Source organism: Streptantibioticus parmotrematis, assembly GCF_019890615.1.
Taxonomy (GTDB): domain Bacteria; phylum Actinomycetota; class Actinomycetes; order Streptomycetales; family Streptomycetaceae; genus Streptantibioticus_D; species Streptantibioticus_D parmotrematis.
The window spans coordinates 177,094-191,909 of record NZ_JAINVZ010000003.1; the positions used below are offsets into that span (position 1 = coordinate 177,094).

11 protein-coding genes are annotated in these 14,816 nt (G+C 73.5%); 7 read left to right on the forward strand and 4 right to left on the reverse strand.

The features are described from left to right. Window positions 1-6: 6 nt before the first annotated feature. From K7472_RS05985 to K7472_RS06000, 4 genes are all read left to right on the forward strand, one after another. A complete protein-coding gene (locus K7472_RS05985; RefSeq protein ID WP_222974753.1) occupies window positions 7-783 on the forward strand; it encodes a FadR/GntR family transcriptional regulator in 777 nt (258 codons plus the stop codon). A 182-nt stretch (window positions 784-965) separates the two neighbouring features. Then, window positions 966-1,709: a gamma-glutamyl-gamma-aminobutyrate hydrolase family protein gene (locus K7472_RS05990; RefSeq protein ID WP_222974754.1), complete on the forward strand. Its 744-nt coding sequence runs from the start codon at window positions 966-968 to the stop codon at window positions 1,707-1,709. A 60-nt stretch (window positions 1,710-1,769) separates the two neighbouring features. After that, window positions 1,770-2,561: an HNH endonuclease family protein gene (locus K7472_RS05995; protein ID WP_222974756.1), complete on the forward strand. Its 792-nt coding sequence runs from the start codon at window positions 1,770-1,772 to the stop codon at window positions 2,559-2,561. Window positions 2,562-2,622: 61 nt separating this feature from the next. Continuing rightward, window positions 2,623-4,830 carry an FUSC family protein gene (locus tag K7472_RS06000; protein ID WP_222974758.1) on the forward strand — a complete coding sequence of 736 codons (2,208 nt, stop codon included), beginning with the start codon at window positions 2,623-2,625 and terminating at the stop codon, window positions 4,828-4,830. Between the two features lie 41 nt (window positions 4,831-4,871). Here the strand turns inward: K7472_RS06000 and K7472_RS06005 are convergent, their stop codons facing one another. From K7472_RS06005 to K7472_RS06015, 3 genes are all read right to left on the reverse strand, one after another. Next, a complete protein-coding gene (locus tag K7472_RS06005; RefSeq protein ID WP_222974760.1) occupies window positions 4,872-5,582 on the reverse strand; it encodes a helical backbone metal receptor in 711 nt (236 codons plus the stop codon). 182 nt (window positions 5,583-5,764) lie between these two features. Then, complete coding sequence (locus tag K7472_RS06010) at window positions 5,765-7,600, reverse strand: ABC transporter permease/substrate binding protein (RefSeq protein ID WP_222974761.1); 1,836 nt, start codon at window positions 7,598-7,600, stop codon at window positions 5,765-5,767. Beyond that, complete coding sequence (locus tag K7472_RS06015; RefSeq protein ID WP_222974764.1) at window positions 7,593-8,669, reverse strand: quaternary amine ABC transporter ATP-binding protein; 1,077 nt, start codon at window positions 8,667-8,669, stop codon at window positions 7,593-7,595. Before K7472_RS06015 ends, K7472_RS06010 begins: the two co-directional genes overlap by 8 nt. Window positions 8,670-8,937: 268 nt before the next feature. Between K7472_RS06015 and K7472_RS06020 the strand changes: the two genes are divergently transcribed. From K7472_RS06020 to K7472_RS06030, 3 genes are all read left to right on the forward strand, one after another. Next, window positions 8,938-9,867, forward strand: a complete 930-nt coding sequence (locus K7472_RS06020) for a 5'-3' exonuclease (protein ID WP_252395147.1) — start codon at window positions 8,938-8,940, stop codon at window positions 9,865-9,867. Between the two features lie 114 nt (window positions 9,868-9,981). Continuing rightward, on the forward strand, window positions 9,982-10,827 hold the full coding sequence (locus K7472_RS06025; protein ID WP_222974766.1) for a siderophore-interacting protein: 846 nt from the start codon (window positions 9,982-9,984) through the stop codon (window positions 10,825-10,827). Window positions 10,828-10,998: 171 nt separating this feature from the next. Continuing rightward, the gene (locus tag K7472_RS06030; RefSeq protein WP_222974769.1) at window positions 10,999-11,946 is read left to right on the forward strand and encodes an ADP-ribosylglycohydrolase family protein; all 948 of its coding nucleotides are present in this window, start codon (window positions 10,999-11,001) and stop codon (window positions 11,944-11,946) included. Between the two features lie 24 nt (window positions 11,947-11,970). Here K7472_RS06030 and K7472_RS06035 read toward each other — a convergent pair whose 3' ends face one another. Then, window positions 11,971-14,805: a DEAD/DEAH box helicase gene (locus tag K7472_RS06035; RefSeq protein WP_222974771.1), complete on the reverse strand. Its 2,835-nt coding sequence runs from the start codon at window positions 14,803-14,805 to the stop codon at window positions 11,971-11,973. Window positions 14,806-14,816 lie beyond the last annotated feature (11 nt).

The window sequence follows — 14,816 nt, forward strand, 5'->3', positions numbered from 1 at the left end:
AGATCGATGAGCGAGCCGCGGGACGCCGGGGGCGACCGCCTCCCGGGCGGCGACGAGGGGCTGTCCACCGTGCTGCGGCCGGTGCGCGCGGGCAGCGGTTTCGAGGAGGCGCTGGAGCAGATCCTCCAGGTGCTGCGGCTCGGCCTGGTCTCCTACGGCGAACGCCTGCCGTCCGAGCGGGAGTTGGCGGAACGGCTGCGGATCAGCCGGGTCACGCTGCGGGACGTGCTGAAGGTGCTCCAGGACCAGGGCCTGGTGGAGAGCAGGCGCGGACGGTACGGCGGCACCTTCGTGCGCTACCGGGCCGGCGCGCTGGCCGACGCGGACCCGGGCGCGGCGGGCCGCGACGAGCTGCGCCGGGCGGTCGCCCGGATCGACGTGGCCGACGTGCTGCGGTTCCGCGAGGTGCTGGAGGTGGGCGCCGCGGAGCTGTGCGCGTCACGGGAGCTGACCGCCGAGGAGGAGGACCGCCTCCAGATATGCCTGGCGGCGACCAACGACGCGCCGCTGGGCGAGTACCGCAGGCTGGACACCCGGTTGCACCTGACGCTGGCCGAGCTGTCCGGGTCGCCGTCGCTGGCCGCCGCGTACGCGGGCGTGCGGGCGACCGTCAACGACCTGCTGGACCGCATCCCGCTGCTGGTGCGCAACCTGGAGCACTCGCAGAACCAGCACGCGGCGCTGCTCGACGCGATCCTGGAGGGCGACACCGACGGGGCCCGCGAGATGATGCGCGAGCACTGCGCGGGCACGGCGTCACTGCTGCGCGGCTTCCTCACCTGACCGGCGGCTCCCGGCCCGCGCGCCCGCGCCGCGCACCCGCGCCGCGCACCCGCGCCGCGCACCCGCGCCGCGCAGACGCCCCGCCCGGCCGCCGCGCCCGCGAACGGGCCAAAGGTATGGTTGCGTACCATTGACCTGCGGCAGGGCCGGATGCCGTGGCAGGGAAGCCGTGGTGGGGCCGGATGTCGCGTGGCACCGCCGGATGGGGAGGCGACGCGTTGGACAGCAAGCCGCTGATCGGGATCAGCACCTACTTCACCGAGGCGCACTGGGGCGCGTGGTCGATGCGCGCCGCGCTGCTGCCGGCCTTCTACCCCTCGTACGTGCGCGCCGCCGGAGGGCTCGCGGTGATGCTGCCGCCGGACGAGACGCCGGAGGCGGCCGCCCTGCTGGTGGAACGGCTGGACGGCCTGGTGCTGGCGGGCGGCGAGGACCTCGACCCCGAGCTGTACGGCGCCGCGCCGCATCCGCGCACCGGCACGCCCTGCCCGGAACGCGACGCGTGGGAACTCGCCCTGCTGCGGGCGGCGTTGGAGCGCGGACTGCCGGTGCTCGGCATCTGCCGGGGCATGCAGCTGATGAACGTCGCCGCGGGCGGCACGCTCGCCCAGCACCTGCCCGAGACGGTCGGCCACGACGGCCACAACCCCCGCCCCGGCGTCTTCACCGACCACGCGGTCGAGACCGTCCCCGGCACCCGGATCGGTGAACTGCTGCCCCATGCGCTGGACGTGGCGAGCCATCACCACCAGGCCGTGGACCGGCTGGGCGCGGGCCTGGTGGCGTCGGCGACGGCCAAGGACGGCACCGTGGAGGCGCTGGAGTCGACCGGGCCGGGCTTCGCGCTGGGCGTGCAGTGGCATCCGGAGGTGGGCGACGACACCCGGGTGGTGCGGGCGTTGGTGGAAGCGGCGGCGCGCGGGTAGGAGTCCGTCACGGGGACGGAGGGGCCGCGGTCACGACCGCGGCGGGGAGGGGAAACGATCATGCGCGGGCGGTCGTCGTCAGGCGGTGTGCGTCGGTGGGCCGGAATACCGGTGGCGGTGGTGGCGGCGCTGGCCCTGGTCCCGGGGTGCCGGGCGGTCGGCGGTGACGCGGCGGACGGCCCGGCGGGGTCCGGGCCCGCGACGTCGGCCGCCACCGGTCACGCCACCAGCCCGCTGGCCGACCCGGACGGCACCGAGCCGGGGCTCGCGCCCCTCACGTCGAGCGCCGACCGGGCGGCCGCGCGGGCGCTGATCGCGAAGGTGACGACGAAGGGCCGCGGCCCGAAGACCGGCTACTCGCGCGAGCAGTTCGGCTACGCCTGGATGGACTCCGCCAATGGTGTCCCCTATGCCCACAACGGCTGCGACACCCGCGACGACGTGCTGAAGCGGGACGGCCAGGACGTGGCGTTCCGGGCCGGGTCGAACTGCGTGGTGACGTCGATGACGCTGGACGACCCGTACACGGGAAAGGTCATCGACTGGACCAAACAACACGCCACCACCGTCCAGATCGACCACGTGATGCCGCTGTCCTACGACTGGCAGATGGGCGCCGCCCATTGGACCAAGGCGAAGCGGGAGCAGATCGCCAACGACCCCCTCAACCTCCTGCCGGTCGACGGCCCCGCCAACTCCGCCAAGGGCGACTCGGGTCCCGCGTCCTGGCTGCCGCCGAGCAAGGCGATCCGCTGCGCGTACGTGGTGCGGTTCGCCCAGGTGGCGCTCAAGTACCAGTTGCCGGTGACCGCCCCGGACAAGAGCGTCATGCTCGGCCTCTGCGGCGGCTGACCGGACCGGCCGCGCGGACCGCGCGGTCGCGGCGCCCACCGGGGCGGCCTACGCTCGGGGCGTGCGCGGGCTGCCTCATGGTGTCGTCGCGCGGCTGCGCGAACGGGACCCAGGACTGGTCACCGTGCGGCACGCGGTCCGCACCACCACGGCCGCGGTCGGCGGCTTCTACGCCTGCCGTTACGGGCTGTCCGACCCGGTCATGGCCGTCTACGCGCTCTTCGGCGCGGTCGCCTTCGGCGCGCTGTCGCAGCTCGGCGGAGGCCCGGGACGCCGGGCGGCGACCCTGGTGTGCGTGCTGCCCGTCGCCTACGCCCTCATCGCGGCGGGGACGGCGCTCGCGGTGCGCACCTGGGCGGCGGCCTGCGGGATGCTGCTGGTGGGGTTCGTGGTCTCGTACGCGGGCGTGGGCGGCCCGCGCGTGGTGGGGCTGAGCAGCGGGCTCCAGCTCTTCTACATCCTGCCGTGCTTCCCGCCGTACGATCCCGGCTCGCTGTCCTCGCGGCTGGCCGGCGTCACCATCGGCGTCGGCCTGCTGGCCGTGGGCGAACTCCTCCTGTGGCCCGATCCACCGCCCTCCCCCTACACCGACCGCCTCGCCCGGGCGGCGGGTGACCTGGCGGACGCGGTGGACGCGGTGGCGGCGGGTTCCCCGGCGGCGGGCCCCGGCAGCGGCGAGCGGGCACTGCGCCGCACCCGGGAGGCGATGGAACGGCTGCGGTTCAGCACCGTGCCGCCCATGCTGCGTCCCGCGTCGCCCGGGGTGCGCGACCGGGCGCGCAGCCAGGCGGCCGCCGCCCTGCGGTACGCCGCCGTGCGCTGCGAGCGGCTGCCGGGGCTGGTGGAGTGCGCGAACGGGGCCGATCCGCGCGTCACCGGGCTCCAGGACGCGACGGCCCGCGCGCTGCGGCAGGCGGCCCACGCCTTCGCCGGTTCGGGGCCCGCGCCCCCGGCCGAGCCGCTGGACGAGGCGATCGCCGCGTTCACCGCGGAACGCGAACGTGCCGCCGCCCGCCGCACCGGGCTGCCGGACACCACACGGCTGCGGATCAACTGCGTCGCGCTGGACATGGCGATCGTCGTGCGTTTCGTGGTGCTGACCACCCGGGTGTGCCGGGGCGCGCCGGTGCCGCCGGACGACACGCCGCCCGCCGAGCGGCCGGGCCCGCTGTGGTACGCCGACCGGGGTCCGGTGGAGCTGTGGTGGCACCGGGCACGGCTGCACCTGACGCCGCGCTCGGTGCCGTTCCAGAGCGCGGTGCGTACCGCGCTCGCGCTGGCGGCGGCGCGCGTGGTGGCCGGGACGCTGGACCTGTCGCACGGCTTCTGGGTGATGCTGGCGACGCTCACGCTGATGCGCGGATCGGCGTCCGACACCCGTACCGCGCTGCGTCCGGCGCTGACCGGCACGCTGGTGGGCGCCGCGGTCGCCGCCGCGCTGCTGCTGGGCTTCGGCCACCGTCCGGTCTTCTACGTGGCCGCGCTGCCGGTGGTGATGCTGATCGCGTTCGTGCTGGGTCCGCTGCTGGGGGTGGGCTGGGGGCAGGGGCTGTTCACCGTGGTGGTGGCGATGGCGTTCGGTCAACTGGCGCCTGCGAACTGGCGGTTGGCGGAGGCGCGGGCGGAGGACGTGCTGGCCGGGGCGCTGGTGGGCGCGATGGCCGGGCTGTGCGCGTGGCCGCGCGGCGGCAGTGGCGAACTGTGCCGTACGGCGGCCGGGTTGCTGACCGCGACGGCCCGGGTGGTCGAGGACACCGCAGCGCTGCTGACCGGGCGCCCGCTGCCCCGGCCGGGTCCCGGTGAGGGCGACCGCGCGGCGCTGCCCGGGGCGCGGCACCGGATGCTGCTGGCGGAGGCGGCGTTCGCCCAGTACCAGAGCGAGCGCCGCGATCCGCGGATGACCCGCGTGGACTGGCAGGCGACGCTGCTGGCGGGCCAGTTCCTGGTGCGCGGCACGGAGGCGCTGCTGCGCCGCTGCCCGCCGGACGCCCTGGCGGCGTCACCGCGCGCGGCGGACCATCTGCTGCGGTCGGCCGCGGCGACCGCCGACGCCTACCGCGAGGAGGCGGCACACGTGCGGGCCGCCCGGGCGGAGCGGCGGTCCGGGCCGTCCGCCGAGGCGCTGCCGGTCGCGCTGCACGCGGCGGCGGCCGACCACGCGGACGGCCCGACGATGCTGCACGTGGGCGACGCCGAGGTCTGGCTGAGCGCGGCGATCGAGAACCTGGCCCGGATCTCCCCCGGGGAGCGTCCCCCGGCGAGTCCATGACCCCTCGCGCACAAGGCGGTTGAGGGGTGGCGCAAGGCCGTTCAGCCCCGCAGCGCCTCCCCCAGCACGGCGGGCGCCCGCGTCAACGACGGCCCGTACCAGGTGAGATGACGGCCACTCACCAGCGCGGCGGGTATCCCGGGGAACGCCTCGGGCCCGTCGTCGGCCGCGAAGCGGTACGGCTCGTCCGGCAGGACCACCAACTGCGCCCCGCAGTCGTTCAGTTCATCGATGGGGATGCGCGGATACCTTTCGGGGTGCGCGGCGTACACGGTGTCCACGCCGAGCCGCGCCAGCAGGTCGCCCGCGAAGGTGTCGCGGCCCAGCACCATCCACGGGCGCCGCCACACGGGAACGACCGCGCGCAGCCGGCGGGTCGGCGGCTCCACCGCACGCCAAGCGCGTTCGGCGTCGTCGAGCCAGCCCGGTCGGGGCAGGCGGCAGCCGTCGACCAGGACCCGGTGCAGTTCGCTGAACGCCTGGTCGAGATCGCGGACCTCGGTGACCATCACCCGCAGGCCCGCGTCCCGCAGCGCCGCGAGGTCGGGGGCGCGGTTCTCCTCCTCGTTGGCGATCACGAGATCGGGTCCGAGGCCGGCGATGCGGGCGGTGTCGGGGTTCTTGGTGCCACCGACGCGTACGACGTCGAGGTCTGCCGGGTGGGTGCACCAGTCGGTGGCGCCGACCAGCAGTCCCGGCGCGGTGACGGCGACCGCCTCGGTGAGCGACGGGACCAGCGAGACCACGCGCACGTCGGGCTCCTTCGGCTCGGCGGACCGCGATGCGGCTGCCCGGTCCACGATGCGGTTGCCGCCTCGATCGTACGGCGCCGGTCGTCGCCGACGGGAACGCCGAGGGGCGCGGCGCGGGTCGTCCCGCGCCGCGCCCCTCGCGGCGGGACCGGTGTCCACAGGACAGCCGGCCGTTCACACCGTCAGGCCGAAGCGGCCTTCGCCGCCGCGCCCTTGACCGGGGCGAGCTGGTCGACCAGGCCGGGGTGCTTCTTCAGCCAATCGCGCACGCCCTGCTGCTCGTTGCCCTGGCCCGCGTCCTGGATGGACGCCTCCAGGCTGGTCAGGTCCTTCTCGCTCATGTGGAAGTTCTTCAGCCATCCGGCGACCGCGGGGAACTTCGACGGGAAGTCCTTGGCCCCCAGCGTGTGGATGTGGTCGCCGGTGCCGAACGCGCCCATCGGGTCCTTCAGCTTGGTCAGGCTGTACTTGTCGTACGCCCAGTGCGGCGACCACAGCACGACGGCCACCGGCTTCTTCTGCGCGTAGTCCCGCTGGAGTTCGGCCAGCATGCCCGGCGTGGAGCCGGTGGTGAGGGTGTACTCCTTGTCGAGGCCGTAGGCGGGCAGCACCTTGTTCTTGATGATGCTCATCTCGCCCGCGCCCGGCTCGATGCCGATGATCTGGCCGTTGAACTCCGACGCCTTGCCCTTGAGGTCGGCCAGCGAGTGGACGTCCTTGACGTAGGACGGCACCGAGATCTCCTCGGAGGTCGGGCCGTACCAGGAGCCGAGGTCGGTGAGGTCCTTGCCGTACTTCTTCCAGTACTGGGCGTGCGTGGTGGGCAGCCAGGAGTCGGTCTGGAAGTCGACGTTGCCGTCGGCCATGCCGGTGTACAGGGCGCCGACGTCGTAGGTCTTGGCGTTCACCTTGTAGCCGCGTTCCTCCAGGATCTCCTTCCACAGGAAGCTGGAGGCGATGCCCTCGTCCCAGGAGATGTAGCCCAGGTTGATCGTCTTGCCCTTGCCGATGTTGTCGGCTGCGGAGACCTTGGGGGCGCCGTCGCCGTTGCCGCCCCAGATCCCGACGCCGCCGGCGACCAGCGCGAGGACGACGACGCCCACGGTGGCGACGGCGGTGCTGGGCCGGTAGCGCAGCACCTGCGAGGTGCGCGGCGACGCGGAGGCGGCCTTGGCCAGGGCGCGGCGGCCGACCGGCGAGACCCGGCTGCCGAGGGCGCCGGTCATCCGGTCCAGGTACATCGCCAGGATGACGACGCAGATGCCGCCTTCGAAGCCCAGGCCGACGTTGACCTGGCTGATGGCGGTGAAGACCTGGGCGCCGAGGCCCCCGGCGCCGACCATGCCCGCGATGACGACCATGGACAGGGCAAGCATGATGACCTGGTTGACGCCCGCCATGATGGTCGGCAGGGCCAGCGGGAGCTGGACGCGCAGCAGGGTGTCGCGCGGGGTGGTGCCGAACGCCTCGGCGGCTTCGACGAGTTCGCCGTCGACCTGGCGGATGCCCAGCTCGGTCATGCGCACGCCGGGCGGCATGGCGAAGACGATGGTGGCGATGACGCCGGGGACGGTGCCCAGGCCGAAGAAGATGATGCCGGGGATGAGGTAGACGAACGCGGGCATCGTCTGCATGAAGTCCAGCACCGGGCGCACCGCGGCGGAAACGCCCTTGCGGCGGGCGGCGGCGATGCCCACGGGGACGGCGATCACGATGGTGATCACGGTCGCGACCAGCACCAGGGACAGCGACTGCATCGCCGCACCCCACTGCTGCACGGAGTCCACCAGCGCGAACCCGAGGAACGCCAGCACCGCGGCGGTCAGTCCGCGCAGCCAGAACGCCAGCACGGCCAGGATCCCGGCCATCAGCAGCGGCGAGGGCGCCGACAGCACCGCGTTGACGCCGTCGTACATGCCGGACACGACGCTGCTGATGGCGTCGAAGAGCCAGGCGAAGTGGTGGGTGAGGAAGATGACGGCGTTGTTCACCCAGTCACCGAGACGCAGCCTAGGCACCGGCCACCTCCTTGTCCGTGGAAGCGGCGTCGCAGGGCAGCGGACCGCCCTCGTGGTCGCCGAGCAGGGTCAGCAGCCGCTGCCGGGGCACGACGCCGAGCAGCGCCCCGGCCTCGTCGCGTACGGCGACCGGGTGCGGCACCCGGGCGCTCACCGCGAGCAGGTCGGCCAGCGGGGTGCCCGCGGTGACGGCCTCGCAGCCGCACGCGCCCGCGTCCGGGCGCTCCGGCTCCACCATGGCGGAGGCGGCGGTCAGCACGCGGGAGCGGTCGACGTCCTTGACGAACGAGGCCACGTAGTCGTTGGCGGGCTCGGTGACGATCTGCTCGGCGGTGCCGATCTGGGTGATCCGGCCGTCGCGCATCACGGCGATGCGGTCGCCGAGCCGCATGGCCTCGTTGAGGTCGTGGGTGATGAAGACGATGGTCTTGCGCAGGGTCCGCTGGAGTTCCAGCAGCTGGTCCTGCATGTCGCGGCGGATCAGCGGGTCCAGCGCGCTGAACGACTCGTCCATCAGCAGCAGCTTGGCGTCGGTGGCCAGCGCCCTGGCCAGGCCGACGCGCTGCTGCATGCCGCCGGACAGCTCGTCGGGCCAGGACTTCTCCCAGCCGTCGAGCCCGACCAGCCGCAGCGCCTCGGTGGCGCGGCGCAGCCGCTCGGCGCGCTCGACGCCCTGGACCTGGAGCCCGTACGCGGCGTTCTCCAGCACGCTGCGGTGCGGGAAGAGGGCGAAGTGCTGGAAGACCATGCTGATCTCGCGGGAGCGGACCCGGCGCAGTTCGCGCGGGTCGAGCGCGGTCAGGTCCTGGCCGTCGAAGAGCACACGCCCGGTGGTCGGCTCCAGCAGTCCGTTGAGCATGCGCAGCAACGTGGACTTGCCGGAACCGGAGAGACCCATGACCACGAAGATCTCGCCGGGCTCGACGGTGAACGACGCGTCGATCACGGCGGCGGTCGTCCCGCCGTCGCGCAGCGCGTCACGCTCCGCTCCGCTCTGGAGCTCGCGTACCGCGTCCTCGGGATGTCTCCCGAAGACCTTGAACAAGTGGTCGGCTTGAAGGGTGGACACACGTACCTCTCGGATCGAACGAAGGCGGCCCGACAGATCCGGGCCGCTCCAGCACGAGCCGCTGCCCGGGGTTGTACGGGACAAACAAAGAGTGGGCCGGGTCACAGCGATCGAGGGCAGTACAGGGTGATTTGATCGTTTTTATGAACGGAGGGCTGCGGGACGAACGGCAGGGGCCCGCGGGACGGCTCCACACCCGGCGAGCCGCCCGCGCGGCGCACCCTGCGGCACCTCCGGGTCACGCCCCCGGTAGGGCATCATCGCCCGCATGACCTCACGTCTGATGCTGCTCGACACCGCCAGCCTCTACTTCCGGGCCTACTTCGGGGTCCCCGAGTCCGTGAAGGCGCCGGACGGGACGCCGGTGAACGCCGTGCGCGGGCTGCTGGACTTCATCACCCGGCTCGTCGACGACCACGCTCCCGGCGAGCTGGTGGCATGCATGGACGCGGACTGGCGGCCGCAGTGGCGGGTCGACCTGATCCCCTCGTACAAGGCGCACCGGGTGGCCGAGGAGGTCCCGGCGGGGTCCGACGTGGAGGAGGTGCCGGACACGTTGTCACCGCAGGTGCCGGTGATCGAGGCGGTGCTCGACGCGCTGGGCGTCGCCCGCGTCGGCGTCGCGGGCTACGAGGCGGACGACGTCATCGGCACCCTCACCGAGCGCGCCCAGGGGCCGGTGGACATCGTCACCGGCGATCGCGACCTCTACCAGCTGGTGGACGACGCGCGCGGGGTGCGGGTGCTGTACCCGGTCAAGGGCGTCGGCACGCTGAACGTCACCGACGAGGCGGCGCTGCGCGAGAAGTACGGCGTGGACGGCGCGGGCTACGCCGACCTGGCGCTACTGCGCGGCGACCCCAGCGACGGGCTGCCCGGGGTCCCGGGGATCGGCGAGAAGACGGCGTCGAAGCTGCTGGCGCAGTACGGCGACCTGGCCGGGATCCAGGCCGCGGCAGCCGATCCGGCCTCCGGGCTGACCCCGGCGCAGCGCAAGCGCCTGCTGGAGGCGACCGCCTATCTGGCCGTGGCGCCGAAGGTGGTCAGGGTGGCCCGGGACGTGCCGCTGCCGCGGTTCGACCCGGCGCTGCCGGGTGAGCCGGCCGACCCGGCGGCGTTGGAGGAGCTGTCGAGCCGGTGGGGTCTGGGCAGTTCGCTTCGCCGGACCGTCGAAGCTTTGGCCAACGCACACGTATGATAGACATCTGATACGTCGCCGATATATCGATGACGACCGGAAAACCCTTCCACAGAGCGGGATATGAGGTTAGGCTTACCTAACTCATAGACTTCGTGTGATCAGGGAGCGTGTATGGCTGAGGCCCCGCAGCGCAGGTCGCGTCCGGTCTTCCGGGCGAGCGTCCTGCGCACCGAGCGGTTGACCCCGCACATGATCAGGGTGGTGCTCGGAGGCGGCCTCGACGGCTTCACCGCGGGCACGTACACCGACCACTACGTGAAGCTGATCTTCCCGCAGGACGGCACCACCCTCCCGGAGCCGTTCGACCTGCGGCGCGTCCGCGAGGAACTGCCGCGCGAGCAGTGGCCCCGCACCCGCACCTACACCGTGCGGCACTGGGACCCGGACGCCGGCGAGCTGACCGTCGACTTCGTGCACCACGGCGACGAGGGCATCGCGGGCCCGTGGGCGGCGAACGCGCGGCCCGGCGACGAGCTGCTGTTCAGCGGCCCGGGAGGCGCCTACGCCCCGGACCCGACGGCCGCCTGGCACCTGCTCGCGGGCGACGAGAGCGCGCTGCCCGCGATCGCCGCGGCGGTCGAGCGGCTGCCCGAGGACGCGGTGGCGCACGTGTTCGTCGAGGTCGCCGACGAGCGGGAGGAACAGAAGCTCCAGGCCCCGTCCGGCGTCCGCATCACCTGGCTGCACCGCGACGCCCGTCCCATCGGCGAGGCGCTGGTGGGGGCCGTGCGGGCGCTGCCGTTCCCGGCCGGGACCCCGCAGGTCTTCGTGCACGGCGAGGCGAACTTCGTCAAGGAGCTGCGCCGCTACCTGCGCGTGGAGCGGCAGATCGAGCGCGAACTGCTGTCGGTCTCGGGCTACTGGCGCACCGGCGCCGACGAGGACGGCTGGCAGGCGTCGAAGTCCGACTGGAACCGCCAGGTGGAGTCCGAGCAGGAGAGCGGCACCGCTTCCTGACCCGGCCGCACGAGACGCCATCCGACGCCGCCCCCTGACACTCCGTCATACCGGCTGCCCACGGCCGGGGTTCACCGTGAACCCCGGCCGTTCGTGGTTTTGCCAGACGCTCACTCACGGATGCGGCGCGTGGCGGCGGCGCCGGACGGAGGGACCGATAGCGTCGCCGGCATGCGACGTGAGGATCGGGTGGCCGGGGCGGTCGTGGGATCCGCGACCGGCGACGCGCTGGGCGCACCGTTCGAGTTCGGCCCGCCGGGGGCGTACCGGGCACGGTTTCCCGACGGCGTGGGGATGATGTGCGCGGGCGGCGGCTGGGAGGCGGGCGAGGCGACGGACGACACGCAGATGGCCGTGCTGGTCGCCGAATCCCTGCTGGAGCGCGGCGGCTTCGACCCGGCCGACGTCTTCGCCCGCTTCCAGCGCTGGGCCGCGGCCGAGCCCAAGGACGTCGGGCTCCAGACGGAGGCCGTGCTGACCTCCGGCGAGCCGTGGGACCTGGCGGCGGCCCGGTACTACGGCACCCACCGCCGCGCCGCGGGCAACGGCGCCCTGATGCGGGCCACCACCTCGGCGGTCTACTACGCGGCGCTGGGCCGGCAGGACACCATGGAGGCGGCCCGCGCGCTCGCCGCCCTCACCCACGGCGACCCGTCCGCGTGGGAAGGCTCGGCGCTCTACCACGAGTTGCTGCGGATCGCGCTGGACGGCGGGGACCCGTGCGCCGCGCTGCCCGACGCGCTCGACGCCGTCGATCCGGCGCACCGCGACCGCTGGGCCGGGGTGCTCGGCCCCGACTGGCATCCGTCGCGGGCCACCGAGTTCAACGGCGCCGTGTGGCCCTGCCTGGGCTCGGCCGTCTGGGCGCTGCGCAGCACCGCCTCCTTTGAGGCGGCGCTCGGCGCGGCGGTCGACCTGGGCGGCGACACCGACACCGTGGCGGCGGTCACCGGCGGGCTGGCCGGCGCGGTGTACGGCCTCGCCGCGATCCCGGCACGCTGGACGCACCACCTGCACGTACTGCTGCCCGGCAGCCCTGGGCGCGTCCTGCGCACCCCCGAGCTGACCGCGCTGGCCCTGCGGCTGGACGGCGCGGCCGTCCCGGCGGACCGGGGCTGAGGCGCCCGCCCGCGCCCGCTCCCCTCAGCCCAGCGAGGAGTACGCGACCACCCCGCGCAGCAGCCCGTCCACCGCCTTGCGGGCCGTGCGCCGCACGGTGCTGTCCTGCGGCGGCGCCTCGGCGATCTGGCCCAGCACGTCGATCAGTTGCTTGGTCCAGCGCACGAAGTCACCGGCCGGCATGTCCGCCTCGCGCAGCACCGCGTCCAGCCCCTTGCCGGAGGCCCACTGATGGGCGATCCAGGCGAAGCCGAGGTCGGGCTCGCGCTGGCCGACGCCCTCGGTCTGGTTGATCTTGTGCCGTTCCTCCAGGTCGTCCAGGCGCGACCAGATGCGGACCATCTCGGCCAGCGCCTCCCGCGCCGCGCCGCCGGGCACCTTCGGCGGCAGCGCGTCGTCGGCCGCGCGGGCCTCGTAGACCAACGCCGAGGCGCAGGCGGCCAGTTCGGCCGGGCCCAGGTCCTCCCAGACACGATCGCGCAGGCACTCGCTGGCCAGCAGGTCCAGCTCGCCGTACAGCCGTGACAGCCGTCGCCCGTCGCCGGTGACGGTGTCGCCCTCCAGATAGCCGAGTTCGGTCAGCAGCGCGCAGATGCGGTCGAAGGTGCGGGCGATGGTGTTGGTGCGTCCCTCGATGCGGTGCTCCAACTGCCGGGTGTCGCGCTGGAGTCGGTGGTAGCGCTCGGCCCAGCGGGCGTGGTCCTCGCGCTCGTCGCAGCCGTGGCACGGGTGCGCCCGGATCTCGGTGCGCAGCCGTGCGATCTCGGTGTCGTCGGCCGCCGCGGAGCGGTCCTTGCGGCGCCGGGGCGCGTGGATGCCCGCCGAACCGGCCTTGGAGCGCATCGCGGACGCCAGGTCGCGCCGGGACTGCGGGCTGCGCGCGTTGAACGACTTGGGGATGCGCATCCGGTCCAGCGCCTCCACCGGCACCGGGAAGTCCGTCGACGCCAGCCGCTTGACCTGGCGTTCGGCGGTGAGCACCAGCGGGCGGGGACTGTCGTCGAAGTCGTGGTAGCCGGGGCGCTGCCGGGAGCGGCCCGGGCTGCGTCCGGCGGGCACGCCCGGATCCAGCACCAGCGCCAGCCCCGCGAAGCGTCCGGCGGGCACGTGGATGATGTCGCCGGGACGCAGCTTCTCCAGCGCCTCGGCGGCGGCCGCCCTGCGGTGCGCGGCGCCCTGCCGCGACAGCTCCGCCTCGCGGTCCTTCAGCTCCCTGCGCAGCCGGGCGTACTCATCGAAGTCGCCCAGGTGGCAGGTCATGCCCTCGCGGTAGCCCGCCAGGCCCTCCTCGTTGCGCTGCACCTGGCGGGAGATGCCCACCACCGAGCGGTCCGCCTGGAACTGCGCGAAGGAGGTCTCCAGCAGCTCCCGCGAGCGGTGCCGACCGAACTGGCCGACGAGGTTGACCGCCATGTTGTACGAGGGCCTGAAGGAGGAGCGCAGCGGATAGGTGCGCGTCCCGGCGAGGCCCGCCAAAGCCCCCGGGTCCATGCCGCGCTGCCACAGCACGACGGCGTGGCCCTCGACGTCGATGCCGCGGCGACCCGCCCGGCCGGTCAACTGGGTGTACTCGCCGGGGGTGATGTCGGCGTGCGTCTCGCCGTTCCACTTGACGAGCTTCTCCAGCACCACCGAACGCGCGGGCATGTTGATGCCCAGCGCCAGGGTCTCGGTGGCGAACACCGCCTTGACCAGGCCCCGCACGAAGAGTTCCTCCACGACCTCCTTGAAGGTCGGCAGCATGCCCGCGTGGTGGGCGGCGATGCCGCGCTCCAGGCCCTCCAGCCACTCGAAGTAGCCCAGGACGTTGAGGTCCTCGTCGGGGATGGCGGCGGTGCGCTCCTCCACGATGGCGCGGACCTTCGCCCGCGCCTCCTCGTCGTTGAGGCGCAGTCCCGCGTACAGGCACTGCTGGACCGCCGCCTCGCAGGCCGCGCGGCTGAAGATGAACGTGATGGCGGGCAACAGGCCCTCGGCGTCCAGCCGTTCGATGACCTCGGGGCGGCCGGGCGTCCAGATGCGGCTGCGCTGGCGGCGGTCGCGCTCGCGGTCCGCCTCGTAGCCCCGGCGGCGGCGGTCGCGCGGGTTGAAGGTGCGGGTGTTCTCCATCCGCGCGAGCCGCACCAGGTCGGGGTTGACCTCCAGGCGTCCGCCGGGGCCCGCGCCGTCCTTCTCCTCGAACAGGTCGTACATCCGCCGTCCCGCCAGCACGTGCTGCCACAGCGGGACCGGGCGGTGCTCGGAGACGATCACGGCGGTGTCGCCGCGCACGGTGTCCAGCCAGTCGCCGAACTCCTCGGCGTTGGAGACCGTGGCCGACAGCGACACCAGGGTGACGGACTCCGGCAGGTGGATGATGACCTCCTCCCAGACCGCGCCGCGGAAGCGGTCGGAGAGGTAGTGCACCTCGTCCATGACGACGTAGCCGAGGCCGTCGAGGGTCTGCGAGCCCGCGTAGAGCATGTTGCGCAGCACCTCGGTGGTCATCACCACCACGGGCGCCTCGGAGTTGACGCTGTTGTCGCCGGTGAGCAGGCCGACCCGCTCGGGGCCGTAGCGGCGGGCCAGGTCCGCGTACTTCTGGTTGGACAGGGCCTTGATGGGCGTGGTGTAGAAGCACTTGCGGCCCTCGCGCAGCGCGAGGTGGACCGCGAACTCGCCCACGATGGTCTTGCCGGAGCCGGTGGGCGCCGCGACCAGCACGCCCTTGCCCGCCTCCATCTCCTGGCAGGCCTCGATCTGGAACGGGTCCAGGCCGAAGTCGTACATCTCGCGGAAGGAGCCGAAGGCGGTGGCCTGCTCGGCCGCGCGGCGCCGGGCGGCGGCGTAGCGCTCGGCTGGTGAGATCTCGTCGGTCATCGTGTCTACGA

What these genes read in the sequence shown, in the direction of transcription:
- K7472_RS06035 (WP_222974771.1), bottom strand. Translation starts at nt 14,805, where the DNA reads ATGACCGACGAGATCTCACCAGCCGAGCGCTACGCCGCCGCCCGGCGC.
- K7472_RS05995 (WP_222974756.1), top strand. Translation starts at nt 1,770, where the DNA reads ATGCGCGGGCGGTCGTCGTCAGGCGGTGTGCGTCGGTGGGCCGGAATA.
- K7472_RS05990 (WP_222974754.1), top strand. Translation starts at nt 966, where the DNA reads ATGTCGCGTGGCACCGCCGGATGGGGAGGCGACGCGTTGGACAGCAAG.
- K7472_RS06020 (WP_252395147.1), top strand. Translation starts at nt 8,938, where the DNA reads ATGACCTCACGTCTGATGCTGCTCGACACCGCCAGCCTCTACTTCCGG.
- K7472_RS05985 (WP_222974753.1), top strand. Translation starts at nt 7, where the DNA reads ATGAGCGAGCCGCGGGACGCCGGGGGCGACCGCCTCCCGGGCGGCGAC.
- K7472_RS06025 (WP_222974766.1), top strand. Translation starts at nt 9,982, where the DNA reads ATGGCTGAGGCCCCGCAGCGCAGGTCGCGTCCGGTCTTCCGGGCGAGC.
- K7472_RS06030 (WP_222974769.1), top strand. Translation starts at nt 10,999, where the DNA reads ATGCGACGTGAGGATCGGGTGGCCGGGGCGGTCGTGGGATCCGCGACC.